The organism is Vreelandella nigrificans (assembly GCF_002374315.1).
Taxonomy (GTDB): domain Bacteria; phylum Pseudomonadota; class Gammaproteobacteria; order Pseudomonadales; family Halomonadaceae; genus Vreelandella; species Vreelandella nigrificans.
The window spans coordinates 222,676-239,928 of sequence record NZ_NWUX01000001.1 but is presented as its reverse complement, the minus strand read 5'-3'; the positions used below and the strand labels follow the sequence as shown (position 1 = coordinate 239,928).

At 50.7% G+C, this 17,253-nt stretch carries 19 protein-coding genes; 4 read left to right on the top strand and 15 right to left on the bottom strand.

The window, feature by feature from the left end; all coding sequences use genetic code 11:
• Nucleotides 1–176 precede the first annotated feature (176 nt).
• Nucleotides 177–1,082: a DMT family transporter gene (locus CPA45_RS01145; protein ID WP_096649551.1), complete on the bottom strand. Its 906-nt coding sequence runs from the start codon at nt 1,080–1,082 to the stop codon at nt 177–179.
• 168 nt (nt 1,083–1,250) lie between these two features.
• Here CPA45_RS01145 and CPA45_RS01140 point away from each other — a divergent pair, with 168 nt between their 5' ends.
• The gene (locus tag CPA45_RS01140) at nt 1,251–2,132 is read left to right on the top strand and encodes a helix-turn-helix domain-containing protein (protein ID WP_096649549.1); all 882 of its coding nucleotides are present in this window, start codon (nt 1,251–1,253) and stop codon (nt 2,130–2,132) included.
• Nucleotides 2,133–2,267: 135 nt separating this feature from the next.
• Here CPA45_RS01140 and CPA45_RS23125 read toward each other — a convergent pair whose 3' ends face one another.
• From CPA45_RS23125 to CPA45_RS01120, 4 genes are all read right to left on the bottom strand, one after another.
• Nucleotides 2,268–2,402 (bottom strand): hypothetical protein, encoded by a 135-nt coding sequence (locus tag CPA45_RS23125; RefSeq protein WP_279628784.1) that lies wholly within the window; start codon nt 2,400–2,402, stop codon nt 2,268–2,270.
• Between the two features lie 304 nt (nt 2,403–2,706).
• A complete protein-coding gene (locus tag CPA45_RS01130; RefSeq protein ID WP_096649547.1) occupies nt 2,707–3,555 on the bottom strand; it encodes a sulfurtransferase in 849 nt (282 codons plus the stop codon).
• A gap of 341 nt (nt 3,556–3,896) precedes the next feature.
• Nucleotides 3,897–4,400, bottom strand: coding sequence for a hypothetical protein (locus CPA45_RS01125; RefSeq protein ID WP_096649545.1), 504 nt, complete (start codon nt 4,398–4,400; stop codon nt 3,897–3,899).
• Nucleotides 4,401–5,011: 611 nt separating this feature from the next.
• On the bottom strand, nt 5,012–5,638 hold the full coding sequence (locus CPA45_RS01120) for a LysE family translocator (protein WP_096649543.1): 627 nt from the start codon (nt 5,636–5,638) through the stop codon (nt 5,012–5,014).
• A 280-nt stretch (nt 5,639–5,918) separates the two neighbouring features.
• Here CPA45_RS01120 and glaH point away from each other — a divergent pair, with 280 nt between their 5' ends.
• The gene (glaH, locus tag CPA45_RS01115; protein WP_096649541.1) at nt 5,919–6,881 is read left to right on the top strand and encodes a glutarate dioxygenase GlaH; all 963 of its coding nucleotides are present in this window, start codon (nt 5,919–5,921) and stop codon (nt 6,879–6,881) included.
• Between the two features lie 88 nt (nt 6,882–6,969).
• Entirely contained in the window at nt 6,970–8,184 is a 1,215-nt protein-coding gene (gene lhgO, locus CPA45_RS01110; RefSeq protein WP_096649539.1) for an L-2-hydroxyglutarate oxidase, read from the top strand.
• Between the two features lie 336 nt (nt 8,185–8,520).
• Here lhgO and CPA45_RS01105 read toward each other — a convergent pair whose 3' ends face one another.
• The 7 genes from CPA45_RS01105 to CPA45_RS01075 all read right to left on the bottom strand — a co-directional run bounded on the left by CPA45_RS01105 (nt 8,521) and on the right by CPA45_RS01075 (nt 13,426).
• Nucleotides 8,521–9,036: a GNAT family N-acetyltransferase gene (locus CPA45_RS01105; RefSeq protein WP_096649537.1), complete on the bottom strand. Its 516-nt coding sequence runs from the start codon at nt 9,034–9,036 to the stop codon at nt 8,521–8,523.
• A gap of 38 nt (nt 9,037–9,074) precedes the next feature.
• Complete coding sequence (locus CPA45_RS01100; protein ID WP_096649535.1) at nt 9,075–9,707, bottom strand: hypothetical protein; 633 nt, start codon at nt 9,705–9,707, stop codon at nt 9,075–9,077.
• A 460-nt stretch (nt 9,708–10,167) separates the two neighbouring features.
• Nucleotides 10,168–10,920, bottom strand: coding sequence for an SDR family oxidoreductase (locus CPA45_RS01095; protein WP_096649533.1), 753 nt, complete (start codon nt 10,918–10,920; stop codon nt 10,168–10,170).
• On the bottom strand, nt 10,917–11,726 hold the full coding sequence (locus CPA45_RS01090; protein WP_096649531.1) for a helix-turn-helix transcriptional regulator: 810 nt from the start codon (nt 11,724–11,726) through the stop codon (nt 10,917–10,919). Before CPA45_RS01090 ends, CPA45_RS01095 begins: the two co-directional genes overlap by 4 nt.
• A gap of 90 nt (nt 11,727–11,816) precedes the next feature.
• Nucleotides 11,817–12,137, bottom strand: a complete 321-nt coding sequence (locus tag CPA45_RS01085) for a hypothetical protein (RefSeq protein WP_096649529.1) — start codon at nt 12,135–12,137, stop codon at nt 11,817–11,819.
• Between the two features lie 61 nt (nt 12,138–12,198).
• Entirely contained in the window at nt 12,199–12,888 is a 690-nt protein-coding gene (locus CPA45_RS01080) for a helix-turn-helix transcriptional regulator (protein ID WP_096649527.1), read from the bottom strand.
• Nucleotides 12,889–13,036: 148 nt separating this feature from the next.
• Nucleotides 13,037–13,426: a VOC family protein gene (locus CPA45_RS01075; RefSeq protein WP_096649525.1), complete on the bottom strand. Its 390-nt coding sequence runs from the start codon at nt 13,424–13,426 to the stop codon at nt 13,037–13,039.
• Nucleotides 13,427–13,738: 312 nt separating this feature from the next.
• Between CPA45_RS01075 and CPA45_RS01070 the strand changes: the two genes are divergently transcribed.
• On the top strand, nt 13,739–14,260 hold the full coding sequence (locus CPA45_RS01070) for an NADPH-dependent FMN reductase (protein ID WP_096650198.1): 522 nt from the start codon (nt 13,739–13,741) through the stop codon (nt 14,258–14,260).
• Nucleotides 14,261–14,393: 133 nt separating this feature from the next.
• Here CPA45_RS01070 and CPA45_RS01065 read toward each other — a convergent pair whose 3' ends face one another.
• The 3 genes from CPA45_RS01065 to CPA45_RS01055 form a co-directional block, all read right to left on the bottom strand.
• A complete protein-coding gene (locus tag CPA45_RS01065; protein ID WP_096649523.1) occupies nt 14,394–15,755 on the bottom strand; it encodes a CHAD domain-containing protein in 1,362 nt (453 codons plus the stop codon).
• Nucleotides 15,756–16,144: 389 nt separating this feature from the next.
• A complete protein-coding gene (locus CPA45_RS01060) occupies nt 16,145–16,792 on the bottom strand; it encodes a DUF5701 family protein (RefSeq protein WP_096649521.1) in 648 nt (215 codons plus the stop codon).
• 180 nt (nt 16,793–16,972) lie between these two features.
• Nucleotides 16,973–17,185 carry a hypothetical protein gene (locus tag CPA45_RS01055; RefSeq protein WP_096649519.1) on the bottom strand — a complete coding sequence of 71 codons (213 nt, stop codon included), beginning with the start codon at nt 17,183–17,185 and terminating at the stop codon, nt 16,973–16,975.
• Nucleotides 17,186–17,253: the final 68 nt, after the last annotated feature.

The window sequence follows — 17,253 nt, the reverse complement described above, 5'->3', positions numbered from 1 at the left end:
CGGCCCAGCACTGGAGCGATGTCATATCATTGCCCGCCCCAAAACCCAATGCCTAGATCAGCTTTCTCGCCCACCTGCTGTTCATACTGTTGGCAACGACCCTGAACTGCTCGATGCGCGTACCGAAGTAGTTAAGGCATTCTTCGAGCATGGCGGTGGCCTGATCGACTCATCGCTCATGTATGGCTCGGCGCCTCCAACCACCGCCAAACCAAACGATGGGCATTAAACATCAGCAGGTTGCCACTCACAATCATTGCTAACCCTATAAGTGCATCCGCATGCCACTGGTAACCCTCGAACACCGTTGACAGCGCCAGCGCAACCAAAGGAAACAATACCGTCGCATAAGCCGCCTTACCGGCACCAATACGGCCGACCAGCATAAAGTAGGCACCAAAGCCTCCCACCGATCCTATTACCGCCAAATAAACCAGGGCACCTAGATATCTCGGTTCCGCTGGCAGGCTGAAACTGGCTCCCTGAGCCCAGGCAATCAACCCCATCAACATCCCTCCATACAGCATGGCAAAGGCGTTGGTGGTGTTGATTTGCAGACCGCATCGCTGGTGCCTGACCGACACCATGTTACCCAGCGAAAACCCGTAGGTACCCAACAACGCCAAGCCAATGGCGCCCAGCAGTTCCCACGTAGCCTCAACTGTGACCAGATCCTGCCAGAAAATCAGCGCCATGCCCGGCAGACCAAGGGCCAAAGCCAGGTAAAATACCCGAGGAACCGGTGTGCGAAAGAACAGGTAGCCATTGGCCGCATTAAACAGTATCGACATAGAAAACAGGATGGCAATTAGGCCGCTGGGCAGATAACCCGCAGCGGTATAGAAGCAGTAGAAATTCAAACCAAAGACACAGCCCCCCTGCAACAGGCAGAAAAGATGATCCCTGGCATGCAGAGCCTGGCGTCGGCGCAACAATGTAAGCCCGGCCAACAGCACCAGCGCGGCGATGAGAAAACGATAGAATACCGAGACCGGCACCGCCACCTCGCCCACTTGCCAAGCGATAGCCAGCCAGGTCGAGCCCCAGATAAGAACTGTTGAGATATACAGAAGGCTATTCATAGCTTGTCATTCCCAGAGTGGTTAGTGTCGGCCATAGTATCGGCTCACCCCGGCTGGCTGACTTGCCTGCGTTTGCGCCAGTTTGTCTATTCTTGCGGTTGAATGGTTCGCTGAATTGAGTTTCGTGCTGAGTCTGAGTACTGTTAACGCAGTTCCCAGGAGCCGCCCATGTTCACCGACACTTTGAGCCACTATCCCAGGATGAAACAGACGCAGGCGCGTCTAGTGAATAGCACCCAGCTAAAAAATGGCATGGCGCTGGCCCGTTGGAGTAACCAAGAAGACCGTATTGAGAAAATTCACTCAAACCACCACACTCTGAGCGTTTATCTGAACGGCGCGGAGAACTCCCTACGCAGGCAGGGATCACAAACCATTGCCAGCGAGACCAGCAATAGCGTGTGTTTAATGCCCGCCAACCTAATCACCAGTTGGGACGTGCATGGGCCTATCTCACTACTGCATTTCTATTTCAGCGACACTCACCTGAGTCAGTTGATCGAACAGGTATGGGATAAAGATGGCCGAAGCGTGCAACTGGACGAAATCGACTTCGCCCAGGATGCGCTGCTCACTCAGCTGTTTTGCACCACCCTTGGTCAGAGCAACTGGCAAGACCCGCTGGATCAATTAGCGCTGGATTCCGCCACCCAAATGGCATTGATACACACCCTACGCCACTATAGCCAGCGCCGACTGCCAACTCTGCGCCCAACCGGTGGACTACCTGCGTGGCAATTAAAACGAGTGGTGGAGTTCATTGAGCATCACCTGAACCAACCCCTTACGCTGGCATGCATGGCGGGTATCACTGGCTTAAGTGACTACCATTTCGCCCGCATGTTCAAACAAGCCACTGGTTACCCACCACATCGCTATGTGCTGCACCGTCGTCTTATCCGGGCGCAATACTTGCTGACGGAGACATTACTTAATATGACCGAGATCGCACTACGCTGCGGTTTTGGCTCCAGCAGTCATTTCAGCAACCGTTTTCGCGCAGAGACAGGTGTCAGTCCTACTGAGTATCGGACGCAACAACGTAGCTAGGATTCTTACGAAGACTGCCTGCTACCCGCCCCGCTCTGGGCCTAGTCCTTATCATGTTCCGGGGTTTCGCCCTATGGAGTGGCGACGAAGAAGCCAAGGAGAGGGCAGCCACCGGACGCGAACTGCTGCGACTTGTTATATCTTGTTAACTAACTCCCCCGTACCACGAGCTATATTCAACATACGACGCGGACGATCAGCAATGGCAGCATCGTTTTCTTGGCCAAATTGCTCTAACTCGGTTAACAACTCGCGTAATGATTCGACCACACTGCCCCCCTTAGCAATCTAAACAGCTTTAAAACAAGAGCCGACTGATTCAGCCCCAGAAGGTGGTAAAACGTCATGCCCACCTAGCTTAGAAACGTAACGTTTTCAGCTTCACGCACATCATGAACTTCGCCAGATGGATCGAAGGTCTGAAAGCGGCCAGAAGCGGGCATTCAGCGTAGGCTTATGTAACGCCCGCAGCATGCGCGGCTTTGGAATGGAGGCGAAGCCGCATTAGAAAAGCCGTCGCCGTGCCTGCGGTTGTTAGGAACTGCCAGTTCATCTCGTAGCGAGATGATATCCGCTATGCTACCGGCAACGACTCACTGCCGCCCCAATCGGCCCACGAACCGTCGTACAGTGATAACTGAGTATACCCGGCCAGCTCGGCCGCCAATAAGATGATGCAGGCGGTGATGCCGGAGCCACAGGAAAACACCAGTTGGTGTCCGTTGCTGGGCTGAAGGGAGGGAGCGAGGTGGGCAAACGTTGACGCCAGCTGGCTGGCTGGCTTGAACCGATAGCCCTCCAGCACCTCTGTAAACGGCAGGTTGAGGGAATTGGGGATGTGGCCACCGCGCACACCAGGCCTGGGTTCTGGCGCTAGCGCCAGGAAACGAGCCTGTGATCGCGCATCGATGACCGTTACTTGCTCGTCCTCCATGTGCTGGAAAACGTAGGCAGAATCTCGAACCAGGGTGTCGTCGAGCTTGCCAACCACGCTGCCATGCTTGGCCGCATCTGACACCGAAGCAGAAACGGTGTCCCGACCTTCGGCCAACCACTGCGGCAGGCCGCCATCCAGAACAAACACCTGTTTGAGGCCCATAGCCCGCAGAATCCACCAGGCGCGTGGCGACGAGTAGATACCCTGATCGTCGTACAACACCACGAGGCTCTCGGGCTCGATGCCCAATCTACGGATCTCCACCGTGAACTGCTCTTCCGTCGGGAAGGCGTGGGCTTGGGAAGCTCCGGTATCGCAAAGCGTTCCTTCGAGGTCTATTCGGAAACTTCCCGGGATCAACATCGGACGGTCATAAATGATCGGCTCCTTGCCAACGACATTGGCCATGCTAGCGTCGATAAGTACCAAATGTTCGTTATCCAGATTCTCCTGCAGCCAGTCGGTGGTCACGAGGGGGGAAGGCATGGTGTTCTCCGGTCTAGGTCGATATGTAACAGTACACGATCGCGGACGGGCTCGACCAGCAAGTTGACGCGGACCGCGTCATCCGCAGCATGCTAACCGAAGAACTACAGAGCGCTGGGCGTGCCGATTGCATCGGTTGCGGGAGCCGCATTCATATCGCCTTTTTCTCCACTAATAGCCGACGCAGGCGAGGATTTCAGCATCCGCGCCAAACCTCGCAATCAGGCCTGATATCACTTCGGGACCACTTACCTCGCAGCCGAAACCCTCCTCACCTGAGGATATTGCAGCACCCTAACGCCAAATTCAGGTGCGCCGTAGGCGTCACCTGGAATTTCTTGTTATACCCGTAGCCGGAAACGAGATGTTCCTGGCGCTTTAGGTGTGAAACCTGATTTTGCCATATACGTTAAATTTGAGTCATTTAACTGCTTTAAATATTTATGATGTTTTGGCGTAACTTTTTTGCCCATTACTTCTGAGAGTGAACTCATCTCTTTCCAGCGCTGAGTATAGGTTTCATAACTTTCGTCATAGAGGATACGAAGCAGTTGCTCGGTGAATTCACTATCTTCGTTTTTATGAAGTTCTTGCCCTATATCGACAGCTATTTTATGAATAGTTGTGATAATTTCATCATCTGTTTCTTTTTTATGAAGTTCATTAGTAGCAAGCCAGAAGTACCATTGATATAAGTCATTTAGCTTTAGGAAAAGCTCATATTCTGCTTTTTCGATTGCCTTCTGTTCTTCTGACTTTGTCTTGATTTTATGATTAATCAAGCCTCCAATCAGAGCCAAAAGAACTCCGCTTAAAAATCCTAGAGCGATACTCTGAATGTCCATTTTACTCCTAGGGTATAACAGTTTTATTCATGCGCATGCGCGTTTTTCTGGAAAGCCGTACCTTGCCAACAGGTACCTAAATTACTGATAGAAAAGGGTTGAATACTATTTTTTCTCGTAAGGCTCGTTAGAAAAATGCGCATGCGCGCTAACTTTATGATCATTTTTTTAAAATGGCACATAAGCATACAACGCCTTTTCATAAACTATTGTTTTACCAAAACTTACAGAATACTTTCCCAGAAATATGCGCACTCATATTACAACCGTCACCAGAAAAACGCGCAGTGTCAGCTAAAAGCTCCCGAAAATTAGGGTTTCAGAGAACGTCTGCTTTGGAAAACGGACTTCCAGCAAGGGTGTCTGATCGCAGTAACCGACTCCGCTTACGTTTATTCAACAACCTGCAATTATCAAAATATAATTAGCCTAAAAGCTAGCAGATAATGATTGCTGCCGTCATTAGAAAATTAGTCGCCTAGCTCTGGTTTCACCATGGACAGGAGCATGATGCCGCCACTTATTGTGAAAACGGCATCCCTGATCATGGTTAATTCCGTCGGTTTCCTGACAGTCTAAAATCACCAACCGCCTATTACACAGGCCGCTTATTATGCAGGTCGTTTGGCCAGCAGTGCCCACACGCCTGCTGAAGAAAGCAATGTTCCGCCGACAATATTGAAACGGCGCTGGGCGCGGCGTGAGGCAAGCATCTTGCGCACTGATGAGGCAAACACCGCGTAAAGCGTGGCATTGAGTGTCGCTAACGCCACAAAGGTGACTGCCAAAATCCACAACTGCTGCCCCGCATTAGCGCCAGGGCTAACAAATTGCGGCAAAAAGGCGACGAAAAAGATGATGCCCTTTGGGTTGAGTGCCGTTACCAGATAGGTATTGGTGAACAGCTTCCAGCGCGAACCTGATACGGCCGGCGTTACCGGCTGAACCGATGAAATACCAGCGCGTAACAGCTTTATGCCTATATAGAGCAGGTATAAACCGCCGATCCACTTGATAACGGTGAACCAAAAAGCGGAGGCTGCCAAAACAGCCCCCAAACCCAGCAATGAAAAGACCAGCGCTGTTGAATCGCCTAGAGCAACCGCTGCGACAAGTGGAATATTAGCCCGCCGGCCTTGGGCGATGGAGTAGCTGACAACCGTCAAAATCGTCGGCCCAGGAATAGCGAGCAAGGCCACGGATGCAAGGGCAAAAGCAAACCAAATTTCGATAGACATGGGCAGCACCTTAGAGGTTGTAAGCATCAGGGCTAGACACCTCAAATGCTGCCACGCCTAAGACTTTGATAGCAACAACTCTCCCACCTAAGCGTTACTTGCAAACAAAATTCCAACATTTACTTTAAATATCAATAATTTAAATACAATAAGCATTACCATAAAAATATCTTTAATATTTATTTTTAATAAAATTAATATAAAACTTTGACGAAATTAAAAAATGTAGATATTTTGACGCAGGTTCTTTTTAAATTCTTTTGCTTCAGAGAGGTGTCCAATGAACGCTCCAGCCACTATCCCCGCACAGCAGCATCATGGTTTCACCCTTGGCCGCTCGCCGCAGTCGGACCGTTTACTGCAACTGAGCTTCCCAAAGGAGACAGTGCAAGCGTTTCTTGACGCCGTGTCGGAATGGCCGGTTCAAGCACTGGAATATAAGTCTTTCCTACGTTTCCTGGTGGCCAAGATTCTTGACGACCTATGCAAGAACACCTTACAGCCGGTGTTGATCGATACCATGGTGGATCGGGATACGGGGGCGTTTTTGGTCACGCCTGAGGGGTTGGATCAGGTTGATCAGGCAGACAACATGGTGATATTCGCCACGGCGGTGGCTCACCTGATGGGGCGCTCCAATTACGACGCCATGAGCGGCCAGTACTATGCGCGTTTTGTAGTGAAGAACGTCGATAACTCAGACAGCTACCTACGTCAGCCGCACCGCGTGATGGAGCTGCATAACGACGGTACGTTCGTGGAGCAGGACACCGACTACGTGTTGATGATGAAAGTCGACGAGCAAAACATGCAAGGTGGCAACTCGCTACTGCTGCACCTTGATGACTGGGAAGGGCTAGACACGTTCTACCCTCACCCACTGGCGCGTCGTGACATGCGCTGGACCGCGCCGCCGAGCAAGAATGTTGATCGCGACATCTACCACCCCGTGTTCGATGTGGATACCGAGGGTCGCCCGATCATGTCTTACATCGACCAGTTCGTGCAGCCGAAGAACTTCGAGGAAGGTAACTGGCTAGCCAATCTTTCTGATTCGCTGGAAGGCAGTAAGCATCAGCTATCGGTTCCGGTATCTACCGGCAGCTTCCTGCTCATTAACAATCACTTTTGGCTGCATGGGCGTGATCGCTTCACGCCACACCCCGACCTGCGTCGTGAGTTGATGCGCCAACGTGGTTACTTCACTCATGCCAAGACACTGCGCCAACCACGCCAAGTATAGCCATCACCCAAAACCAGTATAACAGCCACCCAAAAGAAGTCGGCCACCGCCATAACGGTGGCCTTTACCCTTGACTACCGAGACGCCTATGTACGACTACATTATTATCGGAGGCGGCATTCTTGGGCTGTCGACTGCCATGCAGCTTATTCGGGCTTACCCTGATAAAAAGATGCTGCTGGTCGAGAAAGAGGATGGCCCTGCCCGCCATCAAACAGGCCACAACAGTGGCGTGATTCACGCAGGGGTTTACTACACGCCAGGCAGCTTAAAAGCGCGCTTCTGTCTAGAGGGCAACCTCGCCACCAAGGCGTTTTGTGACGAACATAGCATTGCCTACGACGAGTGTGGAAAACTACTAGTTGCCACCAACGACCTTGAGCTTCAACGCATGCAGGCACTATGGGAACGCACCGAGGCCAATGGCTTGGAGCGCGATTGGCTAACGGCGGAGGAGTTGCAAGAGCGCGAGCCTAATATCACAGGTGTAGGTGGCATCTTTGTTCCCTCAAGCGGTATCGTTAACTATGCTGAAGTGGCTGCCGCCATGGGGCGCGAGTTCGAAGCTGCTGGCGGCAAGATCCGCTATGCTACATCAGTAATCGGCTTAAGCGAGCGTACTAATGAAGTGGTGGTGTCCACCAGCCAGGGAGATTTTTCTACCCGCTTTATGATCTCCTGCTCAGGGCTAATGGCAGACCGAGTCGTGCGCATGCTGGGGATCGAACCGGACTTCACTATTTGCCCGTTCCGTGGCGAGTACTTCCGTCTACCCGCGCAGCACAATCACATCGTCAACCATCTGATCTACCCAATTCCTGACCCTTCGATGCCGTTTCTTGGTGTGCACCTGACGCGCATGATCGACGGCAGCGTGACGGTCGGCCCCAATGCGGTACTGGCCTGGAAGCGTGAAGGCTACCGGAAAACCGACGTGTCGCTATCAGATACCCTCGCCATGTTACGCCACCGTGGTATCCGCCAGGTGCTTAAAGACAACCTGCGCCCAGGGCTGACTGAGTTTAAGAACTCACTCTACAAAAAAGGCTATCTTCAGCAGGTACGTAAGTACTGCCCGAGCTTAACACTCGCTGACCTTGAGCCCTACCCCGCCGGCGTGCGCGCCCAGGCGGTATCCAACGATGGCAAACTGGTCGACGACTTCCTGTTCGTCAATACCCCACGCACGGTTAATGTGTGCAACGCACCATCGCCTGCGGCTACCTCCGCCATACCCATTGGGGCGTATATCGTGAAGAAAGTTAAGCAACAGGTTGCACCAACCAGCGCAGTGGTGATCTAGGGTCGCGTGGTGTACTCAGCGTTATCTTAAGTGCCTAACCGGTGGCAGCGAACTATGCCGCACGCCTTGTGACACCGAATGAAAGGGATCTTAGTGGCGCTGCCTTCCTGGCAGCGCATAGCGCAACATCCTTATTTAGACACTTCCCTTGTCTCGCTTAACCTCAGGATGGACCTTAAAACACATACTCACTGTGCGCTGACGAACATAGTTTTGTTAAATTATCAAAAGTAAAACCAGGGGATAACACAACTTTCGCCCAGACAGTATTTAACAGCGATAAGAGACCGGTTTCGAGCACACTTTCTCGTCTAAAAAAGTGTTGAGAGAAGTGCTTTATTCGCCACTGTGCAACGTCATCACCATGGGTTGCAGCATAAGAAGTGAATCACTTCGTAGCGGTGTAGGCTGGCCTGTAGTTATGAACCCAGACGACCGATACAAGCGAACTGCCGCTGCATTGCTTGTGGTGACGGCAAGGGCCAAAAGATTACACCCGCTGCCTAACGCCCACGCTTTAATTTCACTCAGAAGAGCCTGTGCTATACCTTTGCCTCTCGATGCGGGTGACACCCACATTTGATAGATGTGGACGACTTCCCTATCTGGTGCATGTATCACCCCCCAAGCAAGGCCAACTGCCTGACCATTTATCTCTGCGATTAATGGCAACGCATCCAGCCCCCGCGATTTAAGATCCAAGCGTGATTGCCATTCAGAATCCGACAACGCCGCTTCCTCCCCGAAAGTTGAGCCAAATGAGTCAGGGGAGTCGTTGAGAGACTCTAACCTCACGCATTTATAACGTTCCCAATCTTTCGGGGTTAATATGCTGATTTCGAGTTCATTCATGTCAGAGCATAGCGCCCAGTTTCAATTGGTTGGCTGCTCTAGCGACGACTGAGCATTTTCCTGATTTCGTCATTCAGTTCCTTGAAAACGTGCCTTGGGCTGACTTCATCAAGCATCTCGATAATTCGCTGGGTTTGCGCAACGGTCAACTCGCGATTCCCGGTGAGACTTTCGAGTTTTACTTTGACCACGTGGTTGCGGATCTCCTTCTCTGAGGCATGGTTGGCCACCATGTCTGAGATAACCGTGCTCGATTTGGCAAACTGAATAAAGTCCTTGTTCAACAGTTCGTATGAAAGCTCGCCTTTACGGTTGGTATAAGCGTTGACGATCGCTTCATACTCAGCACTATCGATAGTTGCCAACTCCTCGGCTGTCTCTTCCTGGGCGCTGGCGTCCTCTCTTTCGCCACTAAGCTTAACTTTTCCGCGCCGCGAATAAGGCATGCCGTACGTTAGTTCCATGACCTCTTTAAAGGCTTCAAGGGGGAACTGTTCTAGATTGGTATTGTGCGAAGGGTCAGGCTCACCTGACTTGCGGTTGACTGTTGCGATGCCGGGCTGGTCGGTGTCATAACGCATGATCACGATTCCAGAATTGCCATTACGCAGTTTCTGGCGATAAGCCGCTGCTTCGATGGTAGATAGTTCAACCATTATCGTTCTGATCATAAAAAAGCACCTCTGTATTTAGGGACTGGTACCGAACACTTGAAACTAGGCCTTACCGTTCCGCCAGAGAAAGCTATGCACCGAGATCCGCGAATGCCCACCTCACACCCCGTTACCACTGCGCTTCCATAAGCGTCCGTGCTTGCATGCTTTTTCAGCAGTGGCAAAACTCACTAACATTTACCAACTCTGCTTAGCCTTAACGCTAGCAGATAAGTATTCGTACCGTCACTAGAAGTTAGCCGTGTATCTTGCGGTATTCCACCTCGCTCTCTTTTCTCGGCAGTGAACACACGCTAGACAGGTGCCAATATATTGGATTTGTAGGCGCTAGTAGATTACTCAGCGCCGGATGCTTGACGTGTGTTTGTAACGACCAGCCTCCAGCCAACACCATATGGCAGTGCCGGCCGGATGCTCTGCAGGGGAGGATATACCCCCTAGATTCAAAGCACTGAATCTAGGGACACTCTACCGTCGACAATCCCCCGTCGAGAGGCAATTCAATCCCTGTGGAAAATGTCGCGTCGAATGCCAAGAAGAGTGCTCCACTGGCAATCTCTGCGACAGTTCCATGGCGTTTCATCGGTGTTACTTGGTTGCCGATATCATAAACCGCTTGCCGAGCCTCCGGAGTGAGGCTAGCGAGGCCTAGCGACGGTGTATCAATAAAGCCAGGTGCTAATGCGTTTACCCTGATTCTGCGCGCGAGTAACGCTGCTGCGAAAGCTTGAGTAAAAGCCCGTACCGCTGCTTTGGTCCCCATGTAGACTGACATTTGTGGAGAACCAGTCGCTGGCGTAACCGTTGTAAAGGTTATTGAACCGCCATCTTTTATGAGAGGAGCAAGCTGTTGTGCAACAAAGAAAGCGCCTTTGGTGTTCAGTGCAAACTGCCGATCAAAACTTGCCTCACTCACACACTCGAAAGGCTCAAATTCGGCAACAGCTGCGAATACGAGCAAGGCATCAATAGTACCAAACACATCGCTGACCGTTTCTCTTAAGGTATCTATATCAGACAAGCTGGATGCATCCGAACGGATGACTGCCACACCTGCCCCAAGATCGGCCTTGGCGCGATCGACATTCTCTTGGTTGTTGCCTGTAAGGCAAACGTGCGCCCCGCCATCAATTAGTGCCTTCACGGTTGCCAAGCCCATCCCGTGTGTTCCACCAATCACGACAACGTTCTTATTCTCGAAGCGCTTCATATCAAATCTCCTATGTATGCCTGTGAAGTCGTATGCCTGTGAAGTCTTTCAAGGGCAGCATAATAGGAAGATGCCACTTGCTCTTGAACAAATGCGTCAACTGCAACAGAGCCTGGGGACTGTCCAAAAAAATACCGGAAGTCCCGGCTCATATGACTCTGATCAGCATAGCCGGCGACCTGCGCAATATCAGCGAGCGCCATGCTCCTCCTAGAGCGCAATAAGCCAAACGTATACTGCCAGCGCCGTATGCGGGCATAGTTCTTGGGGGAGATTCCTACGTCTCTCAGGAAGTATCTTTCTAACTGGCGCCGACTCACACCCACTTGCGATGCCACGTTTTCGATACTGACGTAGCCGATGCACCTGTCGATGGTGGCAAGTGCAACGTCTACCGCACTTGACTCCATCGGTTGGCGTGCCACCCAATCAAGCAGTGCCTTATCCAGGCGCTGGAAGGCTTCACCAGATGCAATCTCATCAGCGAAGGACTCAGGACTTAACCCAGCCAGCCCAGTGATTGACAGGCTGCTATCAGTGAGGTGGTTCTGTGCGAACTTCAAAAAATGGCGGCTCTGCCCCGGCCGAAAGCAAATACCGAGATAGTGAAAGTCAGGAGTCATCGCACAGAAGGATTTGCGCGTTGCAACGCCATAAGCCAGACCAAACGTGACACCGCCCACACCGTATACGACGTCAACACAGCCATCCGGAAGAACAAGATGCTCAGTATCCCTATTATTACGTGATAACCAGTAATGGCTGACATAGGGAGAGAGTGCGGTGGCCGGAAGTTGAAGTTTCATTTATGTGCCATATCCGATCTGGAGGGCGAACAACCACTAGGCTGTAAAAAAACCAATTTCTAGCCACTTCTACCGCCTATTGTTGGGCTTTTAGCTAATTCTGGTCCAGAACGTCATGTTCACCGTTTCTTGCTCAAGAAGTTCTAAATATTCTAGTGCAACTCTATTACTTAGCCATTGCTGGCAGTACTCCTCCGCTTTTTCTTGCGAACTGGCGATAGCCACATTGGCATAGACGCCATCTGCGCCACGGACCAGAAAATGGAGAGCCAGCTCCTCTTGTTGGCTCAGAAACTCTGCCTCTAATTGAGTAGATAGCTCTACTAGCTTAGCTTCTGTCACGCCTTCTTTAAGTTTGAAGGTCGCAAACTCCATACCACCAATGCTATCCAGGTTGTTATTACTAATCATCTCAGTGCCTCAGGTCTTGGTTGAATACCAACTCTAAGGCGTTGCTACTGACACCACTGTGTCAGTAGGCTTGCTTACTTTTGAGCTCAATGTATGCAGCCAAAGAAACGTGCCCAGGCAAATCATCGGCATGCTCACTTAGCTCTAATCGGGTTATACGGTCCACTCTAAAGTCTCTGTAGTCGCCGCGAAGCTCGCACCAACAGCCCAGCGTCCATTTTCCTCCCCAATAAAATAGCCCTAAGGGAAAGATGGTTCTGGCGGTCACAACCTCTGAAAGCGAGTTATAACCGATATTCAGCCAGCGCTTTGCCTCTATCGCAGCATGAATGCGACCCCACAGCTGATAAACTTCAGATTCACGATGGCTTGCTGGCACCCGGACCACTCTATCTTTGCTGGAAATCAACCTTACTTCATTCGGTAACGCAGCTTCGATTTTGGAAAGCAATGAATGCGCTGAGCCAGCCAACTCCTTTCCAGTTAAAGAGGCAGTTAAGCTTACTCCCGTGATAAGAGCTTCTAATTCACCCGGCGACAATTGCAAAGGTGGCAGCTCAAATCCCTCTGACAAGCGGTACCCAACGCCAGGTTCCCCGTAAACAGGTATTCCAGCTATCGACAAATCATCGATATAACGATAGATGGTTCTTTCAGACACCATCAACTTCTCAGCTAACTGCTTTGCAGTAATCGGCTGATGCCTACGCAGAATATTAGTTAACTGAAAAAGCCTGTCTGATTTCCGCATGCTCTACCCTTTCCCCCTGACCTTTCCCCCTGACCTTTCCACCCCAGGCCTTTCCAACCCTACAAATTAACGCCTACTATCAACGACGCAAGGAACGAATACCCTGCGACCGTAAGCAGCGAATGTAATGGCTTGGTTATACACTTTGCTACTCTTGCGGATACACAACGAATGCCAGCTTGTTTCCATCGGGGTCACGAACATAGGCTGCGTAAAACCCCTCCGCATACTGAGGCCTATAGCCAGGCTCACCTTCCGAATTACCACCACAACTCATAGCGATTTCATAGAGCCGGTCAACAACTTTCGGATCGCAGAACTGGAAGGCCGTCATGACACCATTCCCAACGCTCGGCGGACCTCCGTCAAAAGGATACCCAACAATAAATCTTGGGAAGCTTAGGTCTTGAGTTTTCCCGTATGAAAAACACGACTCATCTTTCCAACATACTTCAAAATTCATCTCTGCAAAAAGTGGCTCATAGAACGCCAGAGCCTTTTCTAGGTCTTCTGTGCCCACCATCGTATAAGCAATCATCAGAAAACATCCTCCTATCGATCTTCTGCCTAACACCCGCATTGTTAGGTGCGTTGCTCTGATTCTTTATCAATCCTTTCCTTTCATAGGAAGGCAAGGCTGATACTGATAGCCCCGCCCTTTCACTTCACGTACCTATCGATATCCATTTAGGAGTGAATTTGTTTCCCACCCCCTTGACCTCAACTTAAGTTGAGGTCTCAGAATAGACGTACATCAAAACCACCTCAAGCTCATCACTGGTGAAAAGACCTTTGCCTATTCCCGCTCTAACCAACCATGCAACATGAGATTAACCACGAGGACATTAAAATGAAAGCACTTGCATTTGGCACAAGCAATAGTAGAAGTTCCATTAACAAAAAGCTGGCTTTTTATGCTGCACAGAAAATCAACGACTCAGATATCTCGTTAATCGACATTAACGACTTTGAAATGCCAATATTCAGTGTGGAAAGAGAAAAAGAGTTCGGCATTCCTGAGTTAGCGCATGATTTCTATAACGCTATCGGTGATACAGATATCGTTGTAATGTCATTCGCAGAGCACAACGGCTCTTATACTTCAGCCTATAAAAACCTATTTGACTGGGTATCACGAATAGATATGAAAGTATTTCAAAACAAGCCCGTTCTTATGCTATCTACCTCTCCGGGCCAAGGGGGAGCACAAAGTGTGTTAGCTTCCGCACAAGAATCAGCTCCCTATTTTTCAGCAAAAGTAGTAGGTGCTCTTTCATTACCAAGCTTTTTCGACAATTTTGACTTAGATCAGGGTGTCGTTACTAATGAGGAATTTAACCGAAACTTATCTGCTGTGATAAGTAATCTTTAACTTCATATATTTGGAAGGAAACCTCCTGTAGAGATTCATCACAAGTGCTATAGAAACTTGTCATATCCCTGTTCTGACGCGAGAGTATGTTGTCGAACCCTTTGCGCCCTTTTAAAGGGTATGACGGCATACTTTAGCTTGCCAGGGGTGCCAAGCCTAAGACTTCCTTGTGTAGCGTTTGCTTCGATACTTCTAACGAAGCGTACCAAGAGCTGCACTCTCGCTTCTGCTCTGCGTCACTATCAAGGCTTTCAATAAAGGCTTCAAGCCAGGTTTGTCGAGTGCACAAATCTTGATACTCCCCAAGCAGGCTCTGGCGGTGCTTCAATGTAGATAGAAAAGTCATTGGCGTATTTGGGTTCAGATCCGCCAGATAACGGATACGCTTTACGTGCTTGCGAAGTTTATGCAAGGCAGTGTCAGGGGAGTCTAACGAGAGTGCGGCCAGATCTTCATTCTGGTGGAAGATGCGCTTATCCAGCACCTTGTTGATGCGCTTTGGTGTGATTGTAGAGAGCGCTTCTTTAAATTCATCGGAAGCGATAAACGTCTGCCAGCTCTGCAACTGCTCGGTATACTCCGGTGTGCTTAACTGCTGACAAAGTGCTTGGTACTGCGCCTGCTGACAACCCTGTAACCATTGCTTTAAGCCCTGGTGGGCACGTGCTGAGAGTGGTGGCGGAGACGTGCTCTGGTATTTCAGAAACACATCAAGGTCGCGGAGATCGCTGGTGGCCTGCCCGAGGTGCTTGAGGCGCTTAAGCATCTTTTTCAGGCCAGATACCTTAGCAACAGAAAGCAAGGATTCGCCCACTGCCCGGCTACGGCGCAGGTTAACCCGATACTGATGCAGAAACTCAACATCAAAGCCCGCGATTACCCCAGGCTCTAGAGCTCTGACCATTCGACACTGGTACTCCAACATGTCACCAATACGTCTCGCCATGTCTTCTTGATATTCGGGTGGCGTAGGTGCAAAGCGTTTGAAAAGTGGATAGCTGGCCTCCTCTGGTACAAGGCTCCCCACCAACTCGGCACAGCCCCGCTCCATGGCGGACCAGGAAGTATCAGGCATGGTGAAATGCAGCACGCTACCGGTCGGCAGCGAATACGGTGCCTCCTTATTTAGCCAGCGGGCCAAGTCAGACAGGGCCGGATTATGGCCGATTATCAGCACCCTCTCGGCCTTATCAGGTAGCGCTTTCAGCCACTCCAACAGTGCATCACCATCGAAGATGTACAAAGCTTCCTCAAAGTGCACCTGATCAGCCAGCGTACGTTTAGGCAATTGCGCCACCACTGCATCAAACGTCTCCCGCGTGCGCGCCGCCGTGCTGACGTAAATCTCGCCTTCCAATGCATGCCAACCCTGCAGCACTCGCGCCATAGCCCCCGCCTGACGCTTCCCCCACTTTCGCAATGGCCGCTGGTGATCAGTCATATCGCCGCTAGGCTGTTTGGCTTTGGCGTGCCGCATCACGTATAGGTGCCGCATGGGGCTCACTCCAACTCAACGACGTTATGGAAAGTTTAGTACACCTGCATAACCTAGCGAGCATGCTGGCCGCCAAGCACTCGCCACCTGGCACACGCTGCGACTCGACCAACGCTGCAACCTGGATTGAGTAGATCGTGGAAGTGATGGAGGCGGAATAGCTATGGTTAACTGTGACCTCATATTAGGAGTCAGGGAGCTGGCTGCTATCAGTCAAAAAGCTGCCTTTTAGGCGTCTCTGATATAACGCCTTGCTCACCGGTCAATTGCGAGCGCAGTGAGTAATTTATCCGTGTGCAGCAAGTTGTTAGGCATCTGTTGACGTCCGAGTTCAAAGCTCAACTCTTGCCAATAGCTGCGATAAAAAAGCCCTGATGACCACAAAACGTTCAACCCCCTTGAACCCTTGACTTGCATGATGCAGTCGCTAACCAAGTATGAATGTTACCAAACCAGCACCAACCCAGGCGTGGCGCTCCCTTGCTGATCCAGATGGAGGGCACTCGCTGATCGCCGCCGATACGTGAACCAGGCATCTGGATTGCATTGAATCGTTGCTTGTCAGTCAAAATCTCAGGGATTGCCAATACGCACTGCACGCCTTCATACATTGTTAATGGCGTTCGTCCCTTGCTCTCGAGCATATCGACACTGTCACTAGGACTGATATTAAGCATTGATCCCCCTGTATCGACATCCCACAGCGCATAGATATCAGCTTCCGAGACGGCAAGTGAGTCAATATCCACAAAACTCTCAGGGGTTTTTGGCGTCATCTCAATATAACCTTCGCGACCCTTGTGATGTAGCTGACACAATAAATTATCATAGGAAGCAACCTGTATTCTGAAAACGATAACTACAGGGATATTCCCTTCTCTCACATCCTGAGCAGTATCAAGGTCGCAAATTCTTGGCCGCAGCTCAGCAGTCTGTTGCTGAAATTTGGAAAGGTCATATTTAAATACGTTATTCCTTATCCGCTGGAATAACACATCTACTTGCCTATCAAATTCTGCGACGGGATCGCTCAACATTGAAGCTCCTTTATTTTTCGTTGAATCTTATGCTCTGGCATTGGACTACTTTTGATGCCTAACACCCAAGTTCAGCGGAACCGCGCAGCGGCGGCCTAACGAGGCTGTAGAAAAAACCGTTTTAGAGTCACCTCCACGCCTTCGCCGAAGGCCTGAGCGTCAATGACGATCTGGTGCTTTTTAATCCACCGTGGCGACGCCGTTATAACCCTGGATCGTGTCCTTGCTTGTCATTGACCCACAGGAATGTGGGGAATGCAGGTTTTGCAGGAGCAAAAAACCTGCCTTCTTGGCACTTTCGTTATCGGTCAGATTGCTCTTCACTTCCTTGATTCGCTTCCCCCGGCCCATCCTTGGGCTGTGCGTCTTTAGGAAACGATCCACTTTGTTCATGGCGGCATCTAGCGAGAGGATCGTCTTGTCCCGTCGGATATCCCTACCCAGATCAGCTTCCGTCTCGG

Bases quoted from the DNA above. Each gene is read 5' to 3' on its own strand.
- lhgO (WP_096649539.1), top strand. From the start codon at position 6,970: ATGTACGACTACATTATTATCGGAGGCGGCATTCTTGGGCTGTCGACT.
- CPA45_RS01100 (WP_096649535.1), bottom strand. From the start codon at position 9,707: ATGATCAGAACGATAATGGTTGAACTATCTACCATCGAAGCAGCGGCT.
- CPA45_RS01055 (WP_096649519.1), bottom strand. From the start codon at position 17,185: ATGAACAAAGTGGATCGTTTCCTAAAGACGCACAGCCCAAGGATGGGC.
- CPA45_RS01125 (WP_096649545.1), bottom strand. From the start codon at position 4,400: ATGGACATTCAGAGTATCGCTCTAGGATTTTTAAGCGGAGTTCTTTTG.
- glaH (WP_096649541.1), top strand. From the start codon at position 5,919: ATGAACGCTCCAGCCACTATCCCCGCACAGCAGCATCATGGTTTCACC.
- CPA45_RS01080 (WP_096649527.1), bottom strand. From the start codon at position 12,888: ATGCGGAAATCAGACAGGCTTTTTCAGTTAACTAATATTCTGCGTAGG.
- CPA45_RS01105 (WP_096649537.1), bottom strand. From the start codon at position 9,036: ATGAATGAACTCGAAATCAGCATATTAACCCCGAAAGATTGGGAACGT.
- CPA45_RS01140 (WP_096649549.1), top strand. From the start codon at position 1,251: ATGTTCACCGACACTTTGAGCCACTATCCCAGGATGAAACAGACGCAG.
- CPA45_RS01075 (WP_096649525.1), bottom strand. From the start codon at position 13,426: ATGATTGCTTATACGATGGTGGGCACAGAAGACCTAGAAAAGGCTCTG.
- CPA45_RS01130 (WP_096649547.1), bottom strand. From the start codon at position 3,555: ATGCCTTCCCCCCTCGTGACCACCGACTGGCTGCAGGAGAATCTGGAT.
- CPA45_RS01145 (WP_096649551.1), bottom strand. From the start codon at position 1,082: ATGAATAGCCTTCTGTATATCTCAACAGTTCTTATCTGGGGCTCGACC.
- CPA45_RS01065 (WP_096649523.1), bottom strand. From the start codon at position 15,755: ATGCGGCACCTATACGTGATGCGGCACGCCAAAGCCAAACAGCCTAGC.
- CPA45_RS01095 (WP_096649533.1), bottom strand. From the start codon at position 10,920: ATGAAGCGCTTCGAGAATAAGAACGTTGTCGTGATTGGTGGAACACAC.
- CPA45_RS01085 (WP_096649529.1), bottom strand. From the start codon at position 12,137: ATGATTAGTAATAACAACCTGGATAGCATTGGTGGTATGGAGTTTGCG.
- CPA45_RS01070 (WP_096650198.1), top strand. From the start codon at position 13,739: ATGAAAGCACTTGCATTTGGCACAAGCAATAGTAGAAGTTCCATTAAC.
- CPA45_RS01090 (WP_096649531.1), bottom strand. From the start codon at position 11,726: ATGAAACTTCAACTTCCGGCCACCGCACTCTCTCCCTATGTCAGCCAT.
- CPA45_RS01060 (WP_096649521.1), bottom strand. From the start codon at position 16,792: ATGTTGAGCGATCCCGTCGCAGAATTTGATAGGCAAGTAGATGTGTTA.
- CPA45_RS01120 (WP_096649543.1), bottom strand. From the start codon at position 5,638: ATGTCTATCGAAATTTGGTTTGCTTTTGCCCTTGCATCCGTGGCCTTG.